Source organism: Streptomyces sp. NPDC001678, assembly GCF_042892945.1.
In the GTDB taxonomy this organism is placed as follows: Bacteria; Actinomycetota; Actinomycetes; order Streptomycetales; family Streptomycetaceae; genus Streptomyces.
Genome location: NZ_JBIAUP010000004.1, coordinates 274984 through 297202, shown reverse-complemented (window position 1 = coordinate 297202; position 22219 = coordinate 274984). Strand labels below are relative to the sequence as shown.

Here is a 22219-nt window from a genome sequence, read left to right as displayed (position 1 = left end):
GCGTGGTGTGCCGGGGCCAAAGTGAGGCCAGGGCAATCCAAGGTGATGTGTGACACTGGCCTTGAAATCCATGAATGAAATGCCGTTGCGGCTTATCTTTATGCGGTGGCGCTGTGGTCCTTGCGGACCGTCGCCCCCACGGGTCTGATGTCCCCATGACGGCCCCGTATCCCCCCACCCACTGGATCCCGGCGAACAGGGCGAACTACACGGTCTCGAACCGACCCCGCGCGTACCCCGTGGAGTTCGTCGTCGTCCACGTCACCCAGGAGACCTTCCAGGACGCGCGGAGAATCTTCCAGGACGCGCGCTCCAAGGTCTCCGCCCACTACATGGTGGCCTCCCAGGACGGCTACATCGCGCAGTTCGTCCGCGAGAAGGACATCGCCTGGCACGCCGGGAACTGGGACTACAACACCCGCAGCATCGGCATCGAGCACGAGGGCTGGATCGACCGCCCCGAGTACTTCACCGACGCCCTCTACCGCGCCTCCGCGAAGCTCACCGCCGCCGTCTGCGACCGCTACGGCATCCCCCCGACCCGCGAGCACATCATCGGCCACATCGAAGTGCCCGGATCCACCCATACCGACCCCGGTCCGCACTGGGACTGGGACCGTTACCTGGAGTTGGTGACCGGCGGCTAATCTGTGCCGGTCCACCAAGCACCAAGGGGAGGCCCACATGGCCAGCATCGAGGAAGCCCGCACGGCTTTCGCCCGTTTCGACGTCGACGGCGACGGGTTCATCACGGCCGAGGAGTACAAGAGCGTCATGGCCCAGCTCGGCGACCACAACGTCACCGTGACCGTGGCCCAGGCCATCATCAACAAGAAGGACGGCAACGGCGACGGCGTCCTGTCCTTCGAGGAGTTCTGGGCCTCCCTGGACCACTGACCTCCCCGCGGCCGTGCGCCGGGTCAGCGCCAGCCCCTGCGCTGCGCGCCCGCCCGGCGCCGCCGGTCGTTGCACAGCAGACAGCGGCCCCAGCCCGGCGGCAGCGGATCCTCCCGGTCCCCGGCCAGCGGGTCGACGGGCCCCTTGGGATGCTCCGCGCACCCCGTGGCGCCCAGCCCCGCACCCAGCGCCCCGGCCGCCGCCAGCGCCCTGCGCAACGCGTCCAGGAGCTGTTCGGCCTCATGGGGCGAAGGGGCGGCGGCGTCGAGGGAGAAGGCGATGTCCGAGGCGGTGTTCAGCGCGCTCTGGAGTTCGCGCAGGTCTGCGTAACTCATGCTCGCGAGCCTACGCGCCACCACTGACACCGGCCCCCGGCCGCCCGGCGCGATACGGTCGGCGGTATGCCGCAGCAGCCCCCGCAGGACGACCGTTGCCTCATGGTGATCACCACCACCGACAGCGAGCGGGCGGCGCGCGCCCTGGTCGCCTCCGTCGTCGGGCGCCGCCTCGCCGCCTGCGCCCAGATCGACGGCCCGGTCACCAGCGTCTACCACTGGAAGGACGCGATCGAGTCCGCCGCCGAATGGCGCGTCGTCCTCAAGACCACCGCGGCCCGCTACCCCGAGCTGGAGGCCCGGATCAAGGCCGAGCACTCCTACGACGTCCCCGAGATCGTCGCCGCGGAGATCACCGCCGGCAGCGCGGACTACCTCGCGTGGCTGCGGGCGGAGACCGCACCGTAGCCCTTGCCGCCGCCCCGCGCCGCTGCTAGGAACGTCGTGCGAACGCACAACACCTTCACCCCCGTTGTCCGCCACGCGGCGTAGGGAGGGGAAACGGATGGGCTCCTTCGCCCGCCCCGCGTTCTTCTGGGCCGGCGCCGCCGCCTGCACCGCGGGCGCCCTGCTCCACCTCCCCATGTACCTCCACGCCCGCCACATGGGCTACCGCATGGCCGGAATGCCCGTCGACACCCCCATGCTCACCGGCATGCTGCTGATCGTCACCGGCGTGGCCGCCGTCGTCCACGGGCTGCTGCCCCGGCGCTCGGCCGCCCTGCGCCGGCAGGTCTCCTCCGTACGCGTCCGGGCCGTCGACGACGCCCCGCTGCGCCCGGCCCATGCCGCGCTCCTGGCGGTGCTCTCCCTCGCGGTGACCATCGACGTGATGAAACCGATGACGCTGTCGTTCGTCGTGCCCGGCGTCGCCAAGGAGTACGGGCTCGCCTCGCCGCTGAACCCCGGCGGCGACGTCCCCGTCTCCTGGCTGCCGCTGTCCGGCATCGCCGGCACCATGACCGGCTCGTTCCTCTGGGGGTGGCTGGGCGACCGCATCGGGCGGCGCGGCTCCATCCTCCTGGCCGGAGTGCTGTTCGCTACCACCGCCGTCTGCGGCGCGATGCCCAGCTTCAGCTGGAACGTCGCCATGTGCTTCCTCATGGGCACGGCGGCGGGCGGGCTGATCCCCATCGCCTTCACCCTGCTGGTGGAGACCGTCCCCCAGCGCCACCGCGGCTGGCTGATGGTGCTCATCGGCGGCAACGTCACCGTCGCCTACATCCTCACCAGCTGGCTCGCCGCCACCCTCACCCCCACCTACAGCTGGCGGATCCTCTGGCTCGTCGGACTGCCGACCGGGCTGCTGCTGATCGCCCTCAACCACTGGATCCCCGAGTCCCCCCGCTACCTCCTGGCCACCGGCCGCACCGAGGATGCCCGCCGCGTCCTGGCCCGCTACGGCTCGACCGTCCAGTACGGCTCGGTCGTGCGGGACGCGGCGGCGCCACCGGACGAACCGGAGCCGGCCCGGGGCCCGGCCCGCTCCGGCTACCGCGGACTGTTCGCCGCCTCCTTCCGGGGCCCCACCCTCGCCCTGACCGTCCTCGCCGTCGGCGCCGGGCTGATGACCTACGGCTTCCAGATGTGGCTGCCCACCAACCTCGGCCGCCTCGGCATCGCCGAGGTCTCCTCCGACCGCGTCCTGCGCGACAGCGCCCTGATCAGCCTGCCCCTCAACGTCCTCACCGCCCTGCTCTACGGACTGTGGAGCAGCAGACGCACCGTGATAGCGCTGGCCGCGCTGACCGCCGCGGCCCTCGTCGCCCTCGCGGTGCTCGCGGAGACCACCGCCGGCCACGGACTGACACTGCGGCTGCTGCTCCTCGTCCCGCTGTGGGGCATCAGCGCGACCGCCGCCGTCCTGGCCGCCTACAGCTCCGAGGCCTACCCCACCCCGCTGCGCGCCCTGGGCACCAGCTGGGCGGCGGGCACCAGCAAGGCCGGCGGCGTGGCGATCCTCGCCCTGTCCGTGGCCGCCGTGGCGGTGCCCCCGCTCGGGGTGACGGCCCTGCTTGGGGCCGTACCGCTGGCCCTCGCGGCGGTCGCCTTCGCCCTCTACGGCCCCGAGACCCGGGGCCGCCGGCTGGACGAGATCGTCCCCGAGCAGGTGCCCGCCCGTGCCTGAGCGCCACCACCCCTACCGGCGGTCGCGGCGCCGGCGGACGGCCGGTACCGGGGTCACGCAGGGCCAGGAACCGCTCTCCTCCGCGCTGTTACCGTACCTGCGACGGGCGAAGGACCTGATCGACCGCTCCTACGCCGACCCCCTCGACCTGGCGACACTGGCCGCCGAGGCGGGCTGCTCGCGCTTCCACTTCCTGCGCTCCTTCCAGGCGGCCTTCGGCGAGACCCCCGGCCGCTATCTGACACAGCGTCGTATCGAGCGGGCGCGCGACCTGCTGCGCGCCACCAACCTGACGGTCGCGGAGATCTGTCACCTCGTCGGCTACTCCAGCGTCGGCTCCTTCAGCTCCCGTTTCTCCGAGGTGATGGGGGTGCCGCCCACCCGCTACCGCGAGCGGATCGCCCGCGAGGGCGGCCCCCCGCCCATTCCCGGCTGCTACCTGTTCATGTGCGCCCGGCGGGCCGGCGGAAGCGGAACGCAAGACCGCAATCCAGGAGATGTCACCGCCGGGAAGCCGTCGATAGCGTCTGATCACAGCTCACCGGCGGAAGGAAATCCATGAGCACGCGTCTGTCGCACGTCACCGTCCCCGTCCTCGACCAGGACTCCGCGAAGGCCTTCTACACCGAAAAGCTGGGCTTCGAGGTCCGCGACGACATGACGCTCGGCGAGCTGCGCTGGCTCACGGTCGGCCCCAAGGACCAGCCCGACGTGGTGCTGGTGCTGCGCAGGGTGGGGCCGCCCGAGTACGACGAGGAGACCGCCGGCCAGCTGCGGGACCTCGTCGCGAAGGGCGTGATCGGGGTGGGGGTGCTGCACGTCGACGACGTCCGCGCCCTCCACCGCAGGCTCAAGGCGGCGGGCGTGACGTTCGTCCAGGAGCCCGTGAAGCGGCCGCACGGCACCGAGGCCGTCTTCCGCGACGATTCCGGCAACTGGTTCAGCCTCACCGACGCCCGCGGCTGAACCGGACGCCGGAAGGAGCACCGAGAAGAGAGCAGGCCCAGCCATGGCTCACCAAGCGCAACCGGCCCCGGACGGCGGGGCGTTACCGGACCGGCCCGGCACCGGGAACCCCTGGGTGGTGCTCGTCGCCGTCGCCCTCGGCACCATGATGGAGGCCCTCGACGGCACGGTCGTCGCGGTCGCCAACCCGGTCATCGCCGTCGACCTCGACACCGAGCTCACCACCCTCCAATGGGTCACCAACGGCTATATGCTCGCCGTCGCCTGCGCCCTGATCACCGCCGGCAAGCTCGGCGACCGCTACGGGCACAAGAAGGTCTTCCTCATCGGGATGACGGGCTTCGCCGCGACTTCCGTCCTCGCGGGGCTCTCCCACAGCATCGGCCTCCTGATCTTCTGGCGGGTGCTCCAGGGCATCAGCGGCGCCGTCCTCGCGCCCAGCGGGCTGGCGGTCCTCAAGACCTCCTTCCCCCAGGACAAACTGAAGATCGCCATCGGCGTCTGGAGCGGCGTCGGCGCCCTCGCGCTGGCCGCCGGCCCCTTCATCGGCGGCGTCACCGTCGACCAGCTGGGCTGGCGCTGGGTGTTCTTCATCAACGTCGTGGTGTGCGCCGCCGCCCTCGCCCTCGGCGGCCCGGCGATCCGCGCGGTCCGGCCCGAGGGCGCCGACCGGGCCTTCGACACCCCCGGCGTCCTGCTGCTCACAGGCACCCTGTTCGCCCTGGTCTGGGGCATCATCCAGGTGCCCGGCCACGGCTGGACCGCGTTCCGTGTCCTCGGCCCGTTCGCCGCCGCGCTCGTCATCGGCACCGCGTTCGTCCTGCGCGAGCGCCGCGCCCGCGAGGCGCTGCTGCCACCGGCGCTCTTCCGCATGCGGGCCGTCTCCACCGGCACGGCCACCCTGCTGATCGGGGGCTTCGCCACCTTCGGCGCCTCGTTCTACCTCGCCCTCTACCTCCAGCAGGTGCACGGCTTCTCCCCGATGCGGGCCGGGCTCGGGCTGCTGCCCTTCACCGTCCTCTTCGGGGTCGGCGCCCCCCTCGGCGCGGCCCTCGGTCAGCGGTTCGGGCCCAGGGTGCCGCTCGCCGCGGGCATGGTCCTCATCAGCGTCGCCCTGCTGGGCCTGTCCCGGATGACCGAGGACTCCTCGTACCAGGCCATGTGGCCGTTCCTCGCCCCGCTCGGCGTGGGCATGGGCATGATCGCGCCCACGGCCATCGAGATGATCGTCGGCAGCGCCCACGACGAACTCGCCGGCGTCGCCTCCGGCCTCCAGCAGACCGCCCTGATGCTGGGCGGCGTCCTGGGCACGGCCGTCCTCGGCTCACTGATCTCGTCCCGGGTCTCCGGGGTCCTGCCCGGACACCTCGCCGACGAGGGCGTCGGCGGCGCCCTGGCCCAGGGGCTGCGCCGGATGACGGAGGTCATCGCGCAGGGCGTGGTGCCCGTGCCCGACGGCACCGCGCCCACCGCTGCGGAGGCGGCCGTACGCGCCGGGCACGCCGCCTTCATGGACGGCTTCCACACGGCGATGCTCGGCGGCGCGGTCGTCGTCCTCGTCGGAGCGGCCGTAGCCCTGCTGGCACCGCGGCCGGCGACCGCGCCCGCCGGGGACGTCGCGCCCACGCACTGAGCACGTCCACCTGTTCACCTTCAGACGACAGGAGAACCCAGTGATCTCGCACATCGGTACCGTCGACGTCTTCGTCAACGACCAGGACAAGGCCGTCGACTTCTTCGTCAACACCCTCGGCTTCGAGCTCCGCGAGGACTTGCGGTTCGGCCCCATGCGCTGGATCGAGGTCGCCCCCGAGGGCTCCCAGACCCGCATCGTGCTGTGCACCAAGGACTTCCCCGTCTACCGCGAGGGCAACATCGGCCGCTTCACGGACATCCAGTTCGTCACCGAGGACATCAAGGCCACCCATGACGAACTCGTCCGGCGCGGGGTGCGCTTCACCCACGACCCCCAGCCGATGCCGTTCGGCGGCTCGACCGCGACCTTCGCGGACCCCGACGGCAACGAGTTCAACCTGGTGCAGCCCGCCGGCTGAGCGGGCCCCCGGGCCCTCGGGCCCCCGTGAACGTGCTGCCGCCGCCTTCCCCCGGGGCCGGCGGCAGCACCGCGTGCGCGGCGGTTCACGTCGCCGCGACACCCACCCGTGTGAAGTCCGCCCCCGGCCACAGGCCCCGGACCGTGCTCTCCAGGATCATCAGCGCCATGATGGGGAAGGCGAAGTCCGAGGCGGCGTAGAGCCGGTGGGCGCTCTGCACCTCGAAGACGCCGTTGCCGAAGGACGCCATGTCGAAGGTCTTGTCCGGGCCGGCGCATCGTTCGACCAGCTCGGCGACGTCGGCGACGAACGGCTCCGCGTTCTCCGTCCGGCCGTCCGCGTTGGCCATGCTCGCCAGCATGATCTCCCCGCACCGCCGCCCGTCGCCCGTCGCGAGCCCCGCGAAGAACCCGGCGATCAGCTCCCGCACCCGGTCGGGCAACCGGACGCTGTAGCCCGCGTCCAGGATCACGGCCGCGCGGCCCTCCGGCAGCAGATACACATTGCCCGGGTGGGGATCGCAGTGCACGAAACCGTCCACGAACATCATCTTGTGCGCGGCCGCCAGCACGGCCGAGGCGAGCCGCGCCCGCACCGGGTCCGGAAGCGTCGCGGGCGTCCGGGTGTCCAGCCCCGGGACGTAGTCGAAGACGAGACAGGTCGGCCGGGACCACTCGGGACGCAGCCGGGGCACCTCCACGCCGGGGACGTCCGCGAGGTTCGCGCGGAGCGTGACGATGTTCTCCGCCTCGCGCCGGAAGTCCAGCTGGCCGAGGACGGCCCGGCTGACGTAGCCGACGAGGTCGGCCATCGGCATGCCGCGCAGCAGCGGCAGCCGCTCGGCGCGGCGGGTCAGGGCGCGGATCAGTGCCAGGTCGGCCCGCATGGTCCTGTCGATGCCGGGGCGCTTCAGCTTCAGCGCCACGACCTCGCCGTCCGGCAGCACGCCCCGGTACACGCAGGCGATGCTGCCGCCCGCCACGGGGCCGGGGTCGAGCCGCGCCAGGAACGGCGGGACGGCCCGCCCGTACGCCGCGCGCAGCGCGCTTGTCGCCTGCTGCGGCGAGATCGGGCGTACGGAGTCGTGGAGACGGGACAGCTCGTCGCACAGGGCGGCGGGCAGCATGTCGCGGCGCGCGCCCGCGATCTGGGCGAACTTGACGAAGGTGGGGCCGAGGGACTGGATGCGGTGGGTGAGGCGGCGGTAGAGGAAGTGGTGGGTGGCTTGGCGGCCGTGCAGTAGCCGTACGGCCAGTAGGGCGGGAAACGTCAGTGTCGCTTCCGCGAGGATCGCCAGGGCGAGGGTGCACGCGCGGAGCGCGAGGCGGTGGGTGGGCACTCGGTCCATGGGGCTGCTCCTTTGGGTGGTGGCCCCTGTCCTCACTCGAACGTGAACGACGAGCGCAACGCGCCCAGCAGAGCGGAGCGGGGCGTCGCCCTGATCAGCCCGTCCCGCACCGCGCACAGCAGCGGCGCCCGCCACTGCCCCACCCGTCCCGCCCAGTGGGACTGGCGGGTGACGGCGTGGGCCCGGCCCCGCCGCCGCGCCGCGTACGCGCGGAGGGCGGCCGGAACGTCATCGGTCGCCGCCAGCGCCCGCGCCAGCACCACCGCGTCCTCCAGCGCCTGGCACGTGCCCTGCCCCATGGCCGGCGCGGCGGGGTGCGCGGCGTCCCCCACCAGGGCCACCGCCCCCCGGCCCCAGCGCCGCAGGGGCGCGCGGTCGTGGATGGCGGTGACGGTGACGGCGGCCGGGTCGGTGGCCCGCAGCACGTCCGGGACCGGGTCGTGCCACCCGGCGAAGTGCCGCCGGAGGAACGGCAGCCACGACGGGCCCGCCCTGGCCCCGCCCTCGGGCACGGCGAAGGCCGCGAACCAGTACATCCGCCCCTCCGGCAGCGGAAACAGCCCGAACTGCCGTCCCGCGCCCAGCGCCAGCAGCGCCGGATGGCCGGGGCAGGAGTACGCGGCGACGCCCCGGGCCACCGCGTAGCCGAGGTAGCGCAGATCGCCGCCGCCCGTGTCCCCGGGGGCGCCGAAGAGGGCCGCGCGCACCCGGGAGCGGACGCCGTCGGCGCCGATCAGCAGATCGCCCTCCACCTCGGTGCCGTCCACGAGCCGGGCGGCCACCACGGCACCCTCCTGCCGTACGCCGACGCAGCGCGCCCCGAAGCGGATCGCGTCCGGGGGCTGGAGGTCGTGGAGGGCCCGCAGCAGGGCGGCGCGCGGTAGCGCCCGTCCGTTGCCCCCGCACCGGGCGTCCAGCACCCCGGGCGGCAGGAACAGCAGTGTGGCGCCGCGCGCCGAGCGCATCGCCAGGCCCGACGCGGGCGCGCTGCGGGCCCGTACGGGCGCGTCGGCGCCGAGTTCGGTCAGCGCGGAGAAGGCGTTGGGCCACAGGGTGAGAGCCGTGCCGGTGTCGGCGTCGTCCGGGGCGCGCTCCAGCAGGCGGACCTCCAGCCCGGCGCGGCGCAGCAGGGCGGCGGTGGCCAGGCCGGCGGGCCCGGCCCCGACCACCAGGGCCCGCCGTGCCCTCACGCGGGCGCGCCCGGCCACATCGACGACCAGCCGCCCGCGCCGCCGGGGGCCGGGCCGCCGGGGATCGGGCCGCCCAGCAGGTCGGGGATCTTCGCCACGTCGAACACGCCCCAGTGCTCGGCGATCCGGCCGTCCCGGAAGCGGAAGGTGTTGGAGCCGCCGATGGCGAAGGCCCGGCCCGTGGGCGGCAGCCCCATGAACGCGCCCGTGTGCTCGAAGTGCAGCAGGATCGCCTGGGCGAGGACGTCGCCCTCGCACACCGACGTGAGCACCTCCACCCGGCGCGTCGTCAGCGCCTCGGCCGCCTGCCCGAAGCGGTGGGCCACTCCCTCGCGGCCCGGGGGATCCCACGGCGGGGCGAAATGGTCGACGAAATCGGGGGTGAGGACTTCGGAAATCGCCGAGAAATCGTGTGTGAACAGCACGGCGCCCCGGAATTTCCGGACGGTTTCCTCGTAGGCGGATTTCCTGTCCGGCCGTGTCACGCCGTGGCCCGCAGTAATTCCGGGGGCAGCAGCCCGAGCTGTTCCAGGAGATACAGCCCGTCGGCCACGCCCCAGTGTTCCACGACGGCGCCGTCGACGACCCGCAGCTGGCCCAGCAGCGGAACGCGCACGGCGCGGCCGGTGGCCGGCAGGCCCAGGTACTCGCCCTTGTGCGTGGCCTCGACCGTCAGCCGGGTGGCCACGAGGTCCCCCTCGGCGACCATGGCGTGGACGGTGAGCCGCAGGTCGGGGAAGGCGTTCATGAAGCGGCCCATCTCGGCGGCGACGTCGGTGCCGGGCAGCGGCTCGCCGTCGCGGCCGTGGTGGACCATCTCCGGGGACCAGAACCGGGTCATCCCCGCGAGGTCGCCCCGGTTCCAGGTGTCGATCAACTCCCGTACCAGCGCCTTGTTCGCCTGCTCGGTGGACCCCATGCCGGCTCCTTCCGCGCGGTTTCGCAGAAAGGCTAGTGGGATTCCAGGACGGTCACTTCTCCCAGATTGCGGTGCGGATCGCCCTTCCGGGCGGGGTTGACGCCACGGAGGGCCGTGGCAACAATTCCGCAGGGACAACGGAGGGTTGTCGTCATGACCGAGGGATTCTCCGGCCTTCCCGCCGAGGGCGCGGACGGCCTGTACAGCCAGAGCTGGTTTCCGCTGTGCCTGTCCGAGGACGTACCCGCGGGCGCGGTCCTGGGCGTGGAGTTCCTCGGCGGCAAGGCCGTGGTCTTCCGGGGCCGCGAGGGCGGCCCCGCCCGGGTGCTGAGCGGCTACTGCGTCCACGTCGGCGCGGACCTGTCGGTGGGCGAGGTGGTGGGGGAGCATCTGCGGTGCCGCTTCCACGGCTGGCAGTACGACGGCGGCGGGGTGTGCGCCGCCACCGGCATCGGCGACCCGGTGCCGCCCCGGGCCCGGCTGTTCCGCTTCCCCTCGGTCGAACGGCACGGCGTCGTCTGGGCGTTCAACGGCGAGGAGCCGCTCTTCGGCGTGCCCGGACTGCCCTACCGGGAGGACGAGCTGACCGTCCGCCGTTCCGTCCTCCCGGAGCTGCCCGTCGAGCCCTGGCTGGTCCAGGCCCACACCATGGACCTCCAGCACCTGTGCCTGCCCCACGAGTTCGTCCTCGACGACGACCCCAACGACTCGGTGCGGATCGGCGCCCACTCGGTCGGCTTCGACCTGCGGGCCCGGATGCGCGACGGGGAGCGCTTCGACGTCCGCGTCGACATCCACGGCACCAATATCTTCTGGCAGACCGGCACCCTCGACGGCCGCTGGTTCTTCTGGCTCGCCCCGCTGAACATCCCCGGCCCCGGCCGCTCCCGGGCCGTCTTCGTCTACGGCGCCCGACCGGAGGACGGCGAGGACCCCAAGGAGACGGAGGCCTTCCTCGACCGGGCCCGCACGGCCATGATGAACCTCTTCGACGACGACACACCCGTCCTCGGCACCATCCGCTTCCGCCCCGGCCACCTCACCCACGGCGACCGCACCCTCGCCCGCTACCTCGACTACGTCCGCGCCTATCCACGGGCCAACCCCGCCCGGGAGTACCTGACATGAGCGCGCGCCCGCTCGGCCGTCCCGTCCCCGGCGAGGGTCTGGACGGGACGTACAGCCAGAGCTGGTTCCCGCTGTGCCTGTCCACCGAACTGCCCCCGGGGCGGGTGCTGGGAGCGGACTTCCTCGGCGGCCGCGTGGCGGTCTTCCGGGGCGCGGCCGGCGGGCCCGCCCGGGTCGTCAGCGGCTACTGCGCCCACCTGGGCGCCGACCTGTCCGTGGGGGACGTGGAAGGGGAACGACTGCGATGCCGGTACCACGGCTGGCGGTACGACGGTGGTGGCGCCTGCACGGCGACCGGTACGGGCGAGCCGGTGCCGCCGCGTGCGCGGCTCTTCTCTTTTCCCTCGCGGGAATCGCACGGCATCGTCTGGGCCTTCAACGGGCGGCGGCCCTTGTTCGACGTGCCCGGCCTCCCCGTCCCCCCTGACGATCTCCTCCTGCGGCACACCGTCCTCGACGAGGCGCCCGTCGACCCCTGGCTGGTGGCGGCCCAGACCATGGACGTCCAGCACTTCCTCCTCCAGCACGAGTTCGCCCTGGACGACGGTGACGACCCCAACGACGCCGTCACCGCCACCGCCCACTCCATGGGCTACCCGCTGCGCCTGACCACCCCGGACGGGCAACGGCTCGACCTGCGCGTCGAGATTCACGGAACCAGCGTGTTCCGGCAGACGGGCACCCTCGACGGCCGCTGGTTCTGCTGGCTCACGGCGCTCCGCTCCGTGCGTCCCGGGGTCTCCCGCCCGTACTTCGTCCTCGGCGCGCGGCGGGCGGAGGGCGGCGCGGACGAGGCGGCGGACGCGGCGTTCCTCGACCGGGCCATGGGCGTGATGATGGGCATGCTCGCCGACGACGCCCCCGTCCTCCTCAGCCTCCACTTCAGGCCCGGCCTGCTCACCCGCAGCGATCGTGCCCTGGCCCGCTTCCTGGAGTACGTCTGCCGCCACCCCCGGGCCCATCCCGCCCGCGAGGACATCAGCCGAGAGCCTCCTTCTCCGGTGTGAACCGCACCGGGAGCGACTCCAGGCCGCGCAGCACGCCCGTGGGCCGCCAGCGCAGCGGGCCCACCGCCTCGTCCAGCGCGATGTCGGGCAGCCGCCGCAGCAGCGTCCCCACCGCGACCCGCCCTTCCATCCGGGACACGGGCGCGCCCACACAGAAGTGGATGCCGTGCCCGAAGCCCAGGTGGGAGCGGTCGCCGCGGGTGATGTCCAGCCGGTCGGGGTTCGGGTACCGGTCCGGATCGCGGTGGGCGGAGGCCATGCCCACGGTGACGATCGCGCCCCTGGGCACGGGCGTGCCGCCGATCTCCAGGTCCTCCGTGGCCACCCGCAGCATGGCCCGCTCCACCGGCCCGTCGTAGCGCAGGAACTCCTCGACGGCCGCCGGCAGCAGCTCCGGCCGGGAGCGCAGCAGCTCCAGCTGGTCCCGGTGGCGCAGCAGCGCCAGCATGCCGTTGCCGATGAGGTTCACCGTGGTCTCGTGCCCGGCCACCAGCAGCAGCCCCGCCGTGGAGACCAGCTCACGCTCGGTCAGCCGGCCCTCTTCGGTGGAGGCGACGACGAGTGCGCTCAGCAGGTCCGGCTGGGCCTCGGTGTCGTCCCCGGCCGAGCGCAGCGCGCGGCGGCGCTCGCCGACCAGCGCGGTGAAGTACTCGCGCAGCAGCCGGTTCGCCTCGTGCGGCGGCATCGCCGCGCCCTCGGTGTAGTTGGGGGTGAGCGCTGCCGTGCTCCACTCGCGGAACGGCGCCCGGTCGGCCTCCGGCACGCCGAGGAGTTCACAGATCACGGTGATGGGCAGCGGGAACGCCAGCGCCGTGATCAGGTCGGCGGTGCCGGACGGGGCGAAGGCGTCGATCAGATGGTCGGTGATCTCCTGGACGCGCGGCAGCATGGCGTCCACCCGGCGCGGGGTGAACGCCTTGGCGACCAGCCTGCGCATCCGTGTGTGGTCGGGCGGGTCGCTGTTGAGCATGTGCGGCTCCGAGCCCTCCCCGCCCTCGGGGTAGAGCCCGGAGCGGCGCAGCGCCTCCCACGCGTGCTTGGGGTCGCGGGAGAGCCGGGGGTCGGCGAGGGCGGCGCGGGCGTCCTCGTAGCGGGTGACCAGGTAGTGCTCGATGCCGTTGGGGTCGAGGATCGGCTGGACGGGGGCCTCGGCGCGCAGCCGCGCGTAGACGGGGTAGGGGTCGACGCGGGACTCCGGCGCGTACACCTCGTGGGGTTCGGGCATGGGTGACTCCCTCAGACCCGGGGCCGGGGATCGGTGCGGACGACGTCGGTGTCCGGCAGGGTGCCGTCGATGAGGTAGGCGGTGGCCAGCTCGTCGGCGCCGGGGTTGCCGTAGAAGGGGAAGACCCGGTGGTGGGCGGTGTCGGCGACGGTGACCAGCCGGGAGTTGTGCCGCAGCACCTCGCGCATCCGCACGGCGGCCGCGTGCGGCGTGGACATGTCCTCGGCGGACTGGACGAGCAGGATGCTCCGGGCGCGGTTGCCCGCCCCCAGCCGGGTCACCGGCTCGCTCGGCGGCACCGGCCAGAACGCCGTCGCCTTGATCCCCGACAGGGCCGCCCCCGTGAACGGGTACTCCCGCGCCGCGCGGGCCATGTCCCGTTCGTACGGGCCCAGCCGGCGCGGCCAGGACCAGTCGCCCGCGAGGATGGCCAGCTGGGCCACCGTGCCGCTCTCCTCCTTCGGCTGCCCGAACATCGTCGCGAGGAAGGAGAGGGTCGCGGGGGTGAGCGGGGCGCCGTGCACGGCGGAGCGCAGGATGTCGCCCAGGTGCTCGTAGTTGAGGTCGCTGTTGAGCATTCCCACGACGACGAGCCGGGCGAGGGTGCGGTCCAGCGGGAAGCCGTTCACCGTCACCGTCTCGTCGGCGTCGACCCGGGCCAGCAGCCGGTCGTAGGAGGCCCGGACCTCCTGCGGCGTGGCGCCGAGCGCCAGCTCGTCGTGGTGCCGGGCGGCCCAGTGGGTCCAGCGGCCCAGGGCGCGTTCGCCGTTGGGCGGAAAGTCGGTGAACAGCCCGCGCCACACCCAGTCCGGGCTGCACAGGCTGTCCAGGACCACCCGGTCGGCGTGCTCGCCGAACATCTGCGTCCACACCGCGCCCAGATAGGTGCCGTAGGAGTAGCCCAGGTAGGACAGCCGCTCCTCGCCCAGCGCGCCCCGGATGACCTCGATGTCGCGGGCGATGTTCCGCGAGTTCGCGAACGGCAGCACGTCCAGGGCGTGTTCGGCGACCTTCGCCGCGACCTCGGCCTGGAAGCGGACCTCGTGGGCGAAGTCGAGGGGCTGGTGGAAGACCCAGAAGCGCTCCTCCGGCTCCAGCCCGGCGACGACCGGGCTGGAGCGGCCCATGAACCGGTGGTCGAACGCCACCACGTCGTAGCGCGCCAGCACCTCCTTGGGCAGCGCCCGCGCCAGCTGCGCGCCGAGCAGTGTGCCCCGGTTGCCCAGGTCGTCGCCGGGCCCGATCAGCAGGACGCCGCGCCGCCGCTCGGGGGCCGCCGCCGGGGCCCGTACGAGGCCCAGGGTCAGGGTGCGGCCGGTGGGGTCGGCGTAGTCCAGCGGTACGGTCAGCTCGGCGCACTCCAGGCCGGCGAGGGCCTCCTCGTCGGCCGGGTACCAGGTCAGGGACTGTTTCTGGAAGTCCCGGATCGCGTCGACGCGCAGGTCGGGGTCGTTCACGAGGCGTCCCTCCCGTGGTCGGCGGTGAAGGTGGCGGTGAAGGTGAGGTCCGTGTCGGGCAGTTTGCCGGTGAGCAGATACTCGGCGACCGTCCCGTCGACGCCGGGGTGGCCGTGGAAGGGGAACACCCGGTGGGCGCCGGTGCCGGCCGCGGTGACCAGCCGGGAGTTGTGCGCCAGCAGTTCCCTCAGCCGCGCGGCCCCGCGCGCGGGGGTGAACATGGCGTGCTCGGAGCGCACGAGCAGCAGGCTCTCGGCGTGGTTGTCCCGCCCGAAGACGGTGACGGGCTCTCGGCGCCCGTCGAGCTCCCGGGGCCAGAAGGCGCCGGCCTTGGGCGCGGCCATCGCCGGCCCGATGAAGGGGTGGCGGACGGCTGCCGCCGCCATGTCCCGGCGGTAGCCGGCGGGGTCGCGCGGCCACGCCGCGTCGCCGCCGAGCACCGCGAGCTGGGCGACGGCCCCGCTCTCCCCCTTGCCGCGCCCGAACATCGCGCCCAGCGCCCGGCGCGTCGGCTCCGAGGCCTGCCCGCCGTGGACGGCGGCGCGCAGCACGTCGCCGAGGAAGCCCCAGGCCAGGTCGTCGCCGAGCAGCACCATCGTGAGCAGGCGCAGCGTCGTGCCGTCGGCGGGCATGCCGGCCATCTCGACGCGGCGTTCCCGGTCCGCGCGCGCGGTGAGCCGCGCGACCGCCTCGCGCACGGCCGCCGCGGTCGTGCCCAGCGCGAGCTCCTCGTGGCGCCGCGCGGCCCATGCCGCCCACCGGCCGAGCGCGTTCTCGCAGCTCGCCGCGTAGTCCAGGAACATCCGCCGCCACACGGAATCCGGGTCGATCACGCTGTCGAGGACGACCCGGTCGGCGTGCTCGCCGTACAGCTGGGTCCACACCGCGCCGAGGTAACTCCCGTAGGAGTAGCCGAGGAAGGAGATCCGCTCCTCGCCGAGGGCACGGCGGATCGCGTCGATGTCATGGGCGATCGCGCGTGAGGTGAGATGGGGGAGGAGATCGCCGGCCTCGCGGAAGCAGCGGTCGACGATGTCCTGCTGGTAGCGGGCCTCGGTGTCGGCGTCCTCGGGGGTGTGGAAGATCCACAGCCATTGGTCGGGAGTGAGCCCGCAGGAGAGCGGGGCGCTGCGGCCGCTGAAGCGGTGGTCGAAGCCGACGATGTCGTACTGGTCGAGTACGGCGGGCGGGAGCTTGGCGACGAGCTGGGGGACGAGCAGGGTGCCGCGGTTGCCGGGGTCGTCGGGGGGGATGAGGAGGGTGCCGGTTCTGGTGGGGGTGGGGGCGGGGTGGCGGGCGAGCGTCAGCTCGATGGACGGGCCTTCGGCGTCGGCGTGGTCGACGGGGACGGCCACCGTCGTGGTTTCGAGGCCGGTGAGGGCCTCCTCGGTGGCGGGGTGCCAGGTGGGGCGCACGGGTTCCCCTTCCGGGTGGGTTTTGCCCCAGCCCCGCCCTTTCACCGTTTCCTGGGGCTCCGCCCCAGACCCCGCGCCTCAAACGCCGGCGGGGCTGATCTCGCGCGGGACTCGGGGCACTCTCAAGGCCTGATCTCGTACAGCGCGTTGAGCGGCGTAGGCGGTGGCAACTGCCGCACCGACCGCAGCCCCGCATCCGCGCACAGCGTGCGCAACTCTCCCGTCGGCAGCCCCAGCATCCCCGGCGCCCTCCCCTTCGCAGCGAGCGAGACCGGCACGCTGTACAGCACGCTCGCCCCGTACAGCAGGGCCGCCGCCGCGCCGCGGTTGTCCGTGGCGCGCTCCGCGCCCGCGCTCTCCAGGAGGAGCAGCACCCCGTCGTCGGCGAGGGCGGCCCGGACCGCGCGGAGGGCCGCCGCCGGGTCGGGGGCGTCGTGGAGCACGTCGAGGGCGAGGACGAGCGCGTGGTCGCCCGTACCGGGCAGCAGGTCGGCGGCGTCGCCGTGGACGAACTCCACGCGGTCGGCCACCCCGGCGTCCGCCGCCTCCCGGCGCGCCCGGTCGACGTGGAGCCGCAGCCGGTCGTAGCCCGTGCAGCGGGCCCGAGGGAAGGCCCCGGCGATCAGCACGAGGGCGTGGCCGCCGCCGCTGCCCAGGTGGGCCACGCGGCCGTCGGCCGCCAGCCGTCCGGCCAGGCCGTCGACCGCCGGGATCCACTGGGGCAGCAGCAGGGTGCCCAGCCAGCTGGCGCTCATCCGCCACATCGTCCGGTAGAGGGCCTCGGGGTACGCCTCCTGCGGGACGCCGCCGCCCGAGCGGAACGTCTCGACGACGGGTTCCAGCATCCCGGCGAGCGCGGGCACGAGCCCGGCCGCGCCGCCCAGGAAGAAGGGGGAGTCGTCGTGCGCCAGCACCGCGGCGTGCTCCGGGGGCAGCGAGAAGACGGGGTCCTCGCCGGTGTACCGGACGTCCAGATAGCCCGCGCTGAGAAGTCCGAGGAGCCATTCGCGGACGGGGCGTTCGTCCAGGCCGGCACGGGCGGCGAGCTCCGCGCCCGTCGCCGGGCCGCCGTCGGCGAGCGCGCGGAAGAGGCCCAGACGGTCGCCCAGGGCGACGAGGACGCTGGTCATCCCGCCGCTGACGTCGTCCAGGAAGCGGCCGGCGAACGCTTGCACGGCAGTGCTGTCGCATCCGTCCATGGCGCCCGACTGTAGTGAACGGCCCGGAAGGTCGCCTTCTCCCAGGTTGCTCACGCGGCGGCGGGCCCATTGCTACCATGAAGTGTAGTAATGGGGGCGGAAGCTGAGGGTGCGTCATGAAGGGCAAACGGAACTACGGGCAGTTCTGCGGACTCGCCGCCGGGCTCGATGTCGTCGGCGAACGCTGGGCGTTGCTCATCGTCCGGGAGCTCCTCATCGGCCCGGCGCGCTTCAACGAGATCCTGGGCAACCTGCCCGGCCTCGGTCCCAATCTGCTCTCCGACCGGCTGCGGGCGCTCGCCGCGCGCGGGGTGCTGGAATCGGCGGCCGTGCCCGGCGACGGGCGGGGCAGGCGCTACCGCCTCACCGCGCGCGGCGAGCAGCTCAGGGAGCCCCTGCTGGCGCTGGCCCGGTGGGGGATGGCGTTCCTGGGCGAGGAGGAGGCGCGCGGCGGCGCCGTCCGTGCCGCCTGGGGCATCCTGGCCGTCCAGGCGATGATCCACGGGCGTCCGCTGCCCGAGGTCGACGAGAGCTACGAATTCCGCGTGGCCGACGAGACGTTCCACATCGAGGTGGCCGACGGGCGCGCCGTCACCCGGCGCGGGCCCGCCGTCGCCCCGGCCCTGGTCGTCGTCACGGACGCCGAGACGTTCGTGAGCATCGGCGCCGAGATGCGCACGCCCTTCGAGGCGCTGATCTCCGGCCGGCTGCGGATCGACGGCGATCCGGAGGCCGCCCGGCGCTGCGTGGAGTTCATGGGGCTGCTGGACGCCGCCCGGCCCCGCGCGGGGAGCACCCCGGCGGTCGCGGCCGCCGCCCCGCCCGGCTGACGGACAGGGCGGCCGCACGGCCGGTCGTCCCCGAGGAAGGGATCACCGACGTGAGCGACGCACTGACGGGCACCACCGCCCTGGTCACCGGCGCCTCCAGCGGCATCGGCGAGGCCACCGCCCTGGCCCTCGCCGCCGAGGGCGCCCGCGTGACGCTCGTCGCCCGGCGCGGCGACCGCCTCCTGAAGGTCGCCGAGGCCGTCGAGGCGCTGGGCGGCCGGGCGTTCGTCGCCGAGGCCGACCTCGCCACGGAGGCCGGCGCGACGACGGCCGTCGAGGCGGCCCTCGCCGCCCACGGCCGGCTGGACGTCGTCGTGAACGCCGCCGGGGTGCTGCTCCTCGGCCCCGTCGACGGCGCGCCCACCGAGGAGTGGCAGCGCATGGTCGGCGTCAACCTGCTGGGCACCGCCCTCGTCACCCGCGCCGCCCTGCCGCACCTGCTGCGCGCCGCCGCCGACGGGCCCCGGCGCGTCGCCGACGTCGTCAACGTCAGCTCCCTGGCCGGCCGCGTCGCCACCCCGAACACGGCCCTCTACAACGCCGCCAAATTCGGGGTGAACGGCTTCAGCGAGGCCCTGCGCCAGGAGGTCGCCCGCCGCCATGTGCGGGTCTGCGTCGTCGAGCCCGGCTTCGTCGCCACCGAACTGCCCACCCACTCCCGGCCCGAGGTGCTCGCCGCCCTCGCCGACGGCTTCGACCCCGGCACCCCGCTGCGCCCCGAGGACGTCGCCGGGACGATCGTCCACGTCGTCACCCGGCCCCGCCACATGGCGATCGGCGAGGTGCTGCTCCGCCCGGCCGAACAGCTTCAATGAACGGCTCCAGTGAACGGCGGCCGGGGCGGCCGGGACCGGGCGGGCTTTTCGGCCGAATCCCCGGAGCCGCGAACCGGATGTGTTGACCGTCACTTCCACAACTGATAGCAATACGCACTGTGTTCGAGTCCGGTCGCCGACCCGCGCCCGAGAACTCACCGGCGGCGCACCACCCTTGAGGACAGGACGGGGGTCGCACATGCCCGGAAAGCCTTCAGCTCCGCCCCGCTCGCGCACCCGTGCCCGGCCCGGCCCGGCGGCCCCCCGCTGGGCCCGTCGGCTGAGTCTCCGAGAGGAGACGGCAGATTTCGCGGTCCGCGGCTTCCCCTGCGACAGACCGGAGAGCCGCCGCGTCCTGGAACGCCACGGACGTTCCTTCCTCACCGGCTTCAACGCGGCCCTGACGGCGGCCCCCGCCGCCGTCCAGGAGCGGCTGACGGCCCTCGACGCCGTCGAGCGCGGCTTCGCCTACGAGGGCGCGGGCATGGCCTGCGCCCTGCTCGACACCGTCGCCCTCACCCGGGGGCGCCGCGTCCGCGCCCTGCTCAGGGGGCCCGGCCGGGACTACGTCCACCTCGTCCACGTGGGCGCCGGCTGGGCCCTGGCCAAGGCGCCGCTGCCCGGGGCGCGGCGGCTGCTCGGCCTCGACCCACTGCTGGGCTGGCTCGCGCTGGACGGCCTCGGCTTCTCGCACGGCTACTTCGGCGGGCGTACCGCCGTGGCCCGGCTCGCCCGCAAGCGCCCGCCCCGGCCCGGCGGCACCGTACGCCACCAGGGCATCGGCCGGAGCCTGTGGTTCGTCGAGGCGGCCGACCCCGACCGCATCGCCGGGACCGTCGCCGCCTTCCCGGAGGACCGCCGCTCCCACCTGTGGAGCGGCGTGGGCCTGGCCGCCTGCTACGCCGGGGGAGCCACCGACGCCGAGCTGGACCGGCTGCGCGAGTGCTCCGGGCCGTACTGGCAGCACCTGGCCCAGGGCGCCGCCTTCGCCGCCGAGGCCCGCCGCCGGGGCGGCCACATCCCCGAGCACACCCACCGGGGGGTCCTCCGGCTCGTGGGCGTCGACGCGGTGACGGCCGCCGGCTGGACGCTGGACGCGGAACGGAAGCTGCGCGGCGACGGCAGCCTCGGCGACTTCCTCGCCTGGCGGGCCCTGATCAGCGGGAGCGCGCTCGCCTCCCGGTGACGCCCGAACCGCGCCCCACGCCCGAACCGCGCCCCACGCCCGAACCGGCCCCCACGCCCGAACCGGCCCCCACGCCCGAACCGCGTCCCATGTCCGAACCGGCCCCCACGCCCGAACTGCCCGGCGGCCGAAACCGTTTCACGCCCGAACCGCTCCACGCCCGCCCCGGCCGACAACGGAGGGAACATGCCCCGCATGCCCCGCATCGAATGGCGAGCGCTCGCCGCGCCCGCCGTCGCCGTGGTGATCGCGTCCTGCCTGGGCGTGGCGGCCGCCCGCCCCGGCACGTCCGGGGCCGAACGGGACCGCCTGGCCGAGCGCTTCCGCTTCTCCACCGAGTACCTCAACGGCGACCCCACCGGAGCCCGGACCGAGCGCCAGGTGCAGCCCGCGCTGCGCCGGATCTCCGCGTGGATCTCGGCCGTCGGCGCGAGCGCCGCCGTCGGCGACATCGCCGGCACCGGCCGCGACGCCGACGTCTGCCTCGTCGACCCCCGCGACGACTCCGTGACCGTCCGCCCCCTGCCGGGCTCCGCCGGACGGTACGCCCCCTTCGCCCTGACCCCGGACGGGCTGCCCTGGAACCCGCGCACCATGGCCCCCATGGGCTGTGTCACCGGCGACTTCGCCCAGAGCGGGCTCACCGGCGTCCTCGTCTACTACTGGGGCCGCTCCCCGGTCCTCTTCCTGCGGAAGACCGGCAGCGACGGAAAACCCGTGGCGCCGTCCGCCGCCGCCTTCCGCGCCACCGAGCTCGTCTCGCCCATGCGGGTGTGGAACACCACCACCGTCAACCTCACCGACGTCGACGGTGACGGCCGGCCCGACGTGATCGTCGGCAACTACTTCCCGGACGGCGCCAAGGTCCTCGACACCGAGGCCGCCGACGACCCCCGGATGGCCATGCAGGACGGCATGTCAAACGCCCGCAACGCGGGCAGCACCCACGTCCTGCTGTGGCGCTCGGGCCGGAGCGGGCCGGAACCGCAGGCCCGCTTCCAGGACGAGCCCGACGCCCTGCCCCCGGGCGTCCGGCACGGCTGGGCCCTGGCGCTCGGCGCCCAGGACCTCGACGGCGACGGGCTGCCCGAGCTCTACATCGCCAACGACTTCGGCCCCGACCGGCTGCTGGTCAACCACTCCCGGCCGGGCCGGCCGTCCTTCGCCCTCGCCGAGGGCCGCCGGACCTTCACCACCCCCAAGTCGAAGGTCCTCGGCCACGACTCCTTCAAGGGCATGGGCGTCGCCTTCGCCGACCTCACCGGGCGCGGAGAGCCCGACATCCTCGTCAGCAACATCACGCTCCCCTACGCCCTGGAGGAGAGCAACTTCGTCTTCACCCGCAACGGCCCGGTCTCCGACCTCGCCAAGGGCATCGCCCCCTACCACGACCGCAGCGAGGACCTGGGCCTGTCCCGCTCCGGCTGGTCCTGGGACGTCAAGACCGGCGACTTCGACCACAGCGGCACCCCCCAGATCCTCCAGGCCGTCGGCTTCGTCAAGGGCGGCACCAACAAATGGCCCGAGCTCCAGGAACTCGCCATGGCCAACGACAGCCTGCTCCACTCCCCGCTGAGCTGGCCGCGCGTCAAACCCGGCGACGACCTCTCCGGCGCCGCCGGCAACCGCTTCTGGGTGCGCGCCGCCGACGGCCGCTACACCGACCTGGCCAAGGCGACGGGGCTCGACGAGAAGGTGCCCAGCCGCTCCTTCGCCCTCACCGACGCCGACGGCGACGGGCGCCTCGACATCGTCGTGGCCAACCAGTGGGGCCGGTCCGTCTACCACCGCAACACCGGCCCCACCGCCGGGCCTTACCTGGCGCTGCGCCCGGTCGTGCCCGCTGCGGTGCCGGGCGGCGCGGCCACCACCCCGGCGATCGGCGCCCGCGTCACCGTCAGCACCGCCGACGGCCGGACCCTGACCCAGCAGCTCCAGCCGGCCAACGGGCACACCGGTGTCAACAGCTCCGAGCTGCTCTTCGGGCTGGGGGCCGGAGCCGACGCGGCACGACCGGTCGCCGTCGAGATCACCTGGCGCGACGCCGCCGGGCCGCACCGGACCACCCGGTCCCTGGCGCCCGGCGCCCACACCGTCGTCCTCTCCTGAAGAGCCTCGAA

General features: G+C 73.9%; 23 protein-coding genes. 14 read left to right on the top strand and 9 right to left on the bottom strand.

Annotated elements, in window-relative coordinates; genetic code table 11:
- The first annotated feature begins 155 nt into the window (after positions 1-155).
- On the top strand, positions 156-647 hold the full coding sequence (locus ACFYZR_RS10720; protein ID WP_391907994.1) for an N-acetylmuramoyl-L-alanine amidase: 492 nt from the start codon (positions 156-158) through the stop codon (positions 645-647).
- Between the two features lie 37 nt (positions 648-684).
- The gene (locus ACFYZR_RS10715; RefSeq protein WP_391907991.1) at positions 685-897 is read left to right on the top strand and encodes an EF-hand domain-containing protein; all 213 of its coding nucleotides are present in this window, start codon (positions 685-687) and stop codon (positions 895-897) included.
- A gap of 23 nt (positions 898-920) precedes the next feature.
- Here ACFYZR_RS10715 and ACFYZR_RS10710 read toward each other — a convergent pair whose 3' ends face one another.
- Positions 921-1232, bottom strand: coding sequence for a hypothetical protein (locus ACFYZR_RS10710; protein WP_189451337.1), 312 nt, complete (start codon positions 1230-1232; stop codon positions 921-923).
- Between the two features lie 66 nt (positions 1233-1298).
- On the opposite strand from ACFYZR_RS10710, the gene cutA reads away from it, so the two are divergent.
- The 6 genes from cutA (at position 1299) to ACFYZR_RS10680 (ending at position 6380) form a co-directional block, all read left to right on the top strand.
- Positions 1299-1640 carry a divalent-cation tolerance protein CutA gene (cutA, locus tag ACFYZR_RS10705; protein WP_391907989.1) on the top strand — a complete coding sequence of 114 codons (342 nt, stop codon included), beginning with the start codon at positions 1299-1301 and terminating at the stop codon, positions 1638-1640.
- Positions 1641-1737: 97 nt separating this feature from the next.
- Positions 1738-3360, top strand: a complete 1623-nt coding sequence (locus ACFYZR_RS10700; RefSeq protein ID WP_391907986.1) for an MFS transporter — start codon at positions 1738-1740, stop codon at positions 3358-3360.
- Entirely contained in the window at positions 3353-3922 is a 570-nt protein-coding gene (locus ACFYZR_RS10695) for a helix-turn-helix domain-containing protein (RefSeq protein WP_391907983.1), read from the top strand. The genes ACFYZR_RS10700 and ACFYZR_RS10695 overlap by 8 nt, the downstream gene beginning before the upstream one ends.
- Complete coding sequence (locus ACFYZR_RS10690) at positions 3919-4326, top strand: VOC family protein (RefSeq protein ID WP_391907981.1); 408 nt, start codon at positions 3919-3921, stop codon at positions 4324-4326. The genes ACFYZR_RS10695 and ACFYZR_RS10690 overlap by 4 nt, the downstream gene beginning before the upstream one ends.
- Before the next feature lie 43 nt (positions 4327-4369).
- Complete coding sequence (locus tag ACFYZR_RS10685) at positions 4370-5959, top strand: MFS transporter (protein WP_391907979.1); 1590 nt, start codon at positions 4370-4372, stop codon at positions 5957-5959.
- A 40-nt stretch (positions 5960-5999) separates the two neighbouring features.
- The gene (locus tag ACFYZR_RS10680) at positions 6000-6380 is read left to right on the top strand and encodes a VOC family protein (protein ID WP_391907976.1); all 381 of its coding nucleotides are present in this window, start codon (positions 6000-6002) and stop codon (positions 6378-6380) included.
- Between the two features lie 85 nt (positions 6381-6465).
- On the opposite strand, the gene ACFYZR_RS10675 is transcribed toward ACFYZR_RS10680, so the two are convergent.
- The 4 genes from ACFYZR_RS10675 to ACFYZR_RS10660 are packed head-to-tail and all read right to left on the bottom strand — an operon-like array spanning position 6466 to position 9837.
- Complete coding sequence (locus ACFYZR_RS10675) at positions 6466-7728, bottom strand: ABC1 kinase family protein (protein ID WP_391907974.1); 1263 nt, start codon at positions 7726-7728, stop codon at positions 6466-6468.
- Positions 7729-7760: 32 nt separating this feature from the next.
- Complete coding sequence (locus tag ACFYZR_RS10670) at positions 7761-8918, bottom strand: FAD-dependent monooxygenase (RefSeq protein ID WP_391907971.1); 1158 nt, start codon at positions 8916-8918, stop codon at positions 7761-7763.
- Complete coding sequence (locus ACFYZR_RS10665; protein ID WP_391907968.1) at positions 8915-9403, bottom strand: ester cyclase; 489 nt, start codon at positions 9401-9403, stop codon at positions 8915-8917. The genes ACFYZR_RS10670 and ACFYZR_RS10665 overlap by 4 nt, the downstream gene beginning before the upstream one ends.
- Positions 9400-9837, bottom strand: coding sequence for an ester cyclase (locus ACFYZR_RS10660; protein WP_391907965.1), 438 nt, complete (start codon positions 9835-9837; stop codon positions 9400-9402). Before ACFYZR_RS10660 ends, ACFYZR_RS10665 begins: the two co-directional genes overlap by 4 nt.
- A gap of 153 nt (positions 9838-9990) precedes the next feature.
- Here ACFYZR_RS10660 and ACFYZR_RS10655 point away from each other — a divergent pair, with 153 nt between their 5' ends.
- Together ACFYZR_RS10655 and ACFYZR_RS10650 are read left to right on the top strand one after the other, a co-directional pair.
- Positions 9991-10965, top strand: coding sequence for a Rieske 2Fe-2S domain-containing protein (locus ACFYZR_RS10655; protein WP_391907963.1), 975 nt, complete (start codon positions 9991-9993; stop codon positions 10963-10965).
- Positions 10962-11972, top strand: coding sequence for a Rieske 2Fe-2S domain-containing protein (locus ACFYZR_RS10650; RefSeq protein ID WP_391907960.1), 1011 nt, complete (start codon positions 10962-10964; stop codon positions 11970-11972). The genes ACFYZR_RS10655 and ACFYZR_RS10650 overlap by 4 nt, the downstream gene beginning before the upstream one ends.
- Here ACFYZR_RS10650 and ACFYZR_RS10645 read toward each other — a convergent pair.
- From ACFYZR_RS10645 to ACFYZR_RS10630, 4 genes are all read right to left on the bottom strand, one after another.
- Positions 11944-13197, bottom strand: coding sequence for a cytochrome P450 (locus ACFYZR_RS10645; RefSeq protein ID WP_391907957.1), 1254 nt, complete (start codon positions 13195-13197; stop codon positions 11944-11946). The two genes, ACFYZR_RS10650 and ACFYZR_RS10645, sit on opposite strands and share 29 nt — an antisense overlap.
- Positions 13198-13208: 11 nt before the next feature.
- Positions 13209-14654 carry an alpha/beta fold hydrolase gene (locus ACFYZR_RS10640; protein ID WP_391907954.1) on the bottom strand — a complete coding sequence of 482 codons (1446 nt, stop codon included), beginning with the start codon at positions 14652-14654 and terminating at the stop codon, positions 13209-13211.
- Positions 14651-16069, bottom strand: a complete 1419-nt coding sequence (locus ACFYZR_RS10635; protein ID WP_391907951.1) for an alpha/beta fold hydrolase — start codon at positions 16067-16069, stop codon at positions 14651-14653. Before ACFYZR_RS10635 ends, ACFYZR_RS10640 begins: the two co-directional genes overlap by 4 nt.
- 122 nt (positions 16070-16191) lie before the next feature.
- A complete protein-coding gene (locus ACFYZR_RS10630) occupies positions 16192-17268 on the bottom strand; it encodes a methyltransferase (protein WP_391907948.1) in 1077 nt (358 codons plus the stop codon).
- Between the two features lie 116 nt (positions 17269-17384).
- Here ACFYZR_RS10630 and ACFYZR_RS10625 point away from each other — a divergent pair, with 116 nt between their 5' ends.
- The 4 genes from ACFYZR_RS10625 to ACFYZR_RS10610 all read left to right on the top strand — a co-directional run bounded on the left by ACFYZR_RS10625 (position 17385) and on the right by ACFYZR_RS10610 (position 22208).
- A complete protein-coding gene (locus ACFYZR_RS10625; protein WP_391907945.1) occupies positions 17385-18098 on the top strand; it encodes a winged helix-turn-helix transcriptional regulator in 714 nt (237 codons plus the stop codon).
- A 50-nt stretch (positions 18099-18148) separates the two neighbouring features.
- Positions 18149-18913: an SDR family NAD(P)-dependent oxidoreductase gene (locus tag ACFYZR_RS10620; RefSeq protein WP_391907942.1), complete on the top strand. Its 765-nt coding sequence runs from the start codon at positions 18149-18151 to the stop codon at positions 18911-18913.
- A 199-nt stretch (positions 18914-19112) separates the two neighbouring features.
- A complete protein-coding gene (locus ACFYZR_RS10615; protein WP_391907940.1) occupies positions 19113-20099 on the top strand; it encodes a DUF1702 family protein in 987 nt (328 codons plus the stop codon).
- Between the two features lie 195 nt (positions 20100-20294).
- Positions 20295-22208, top strand: a complete 1914-nt coding sequence (locus ACFYZR_RS10610) for a CRTAC1 family protein (protein WP_391907937.1) — start codon at positions 20295-20297, stop codon at positions 22206-22208.
- Positions 22209-22219 lie beyond the last annotated feature (11 nt).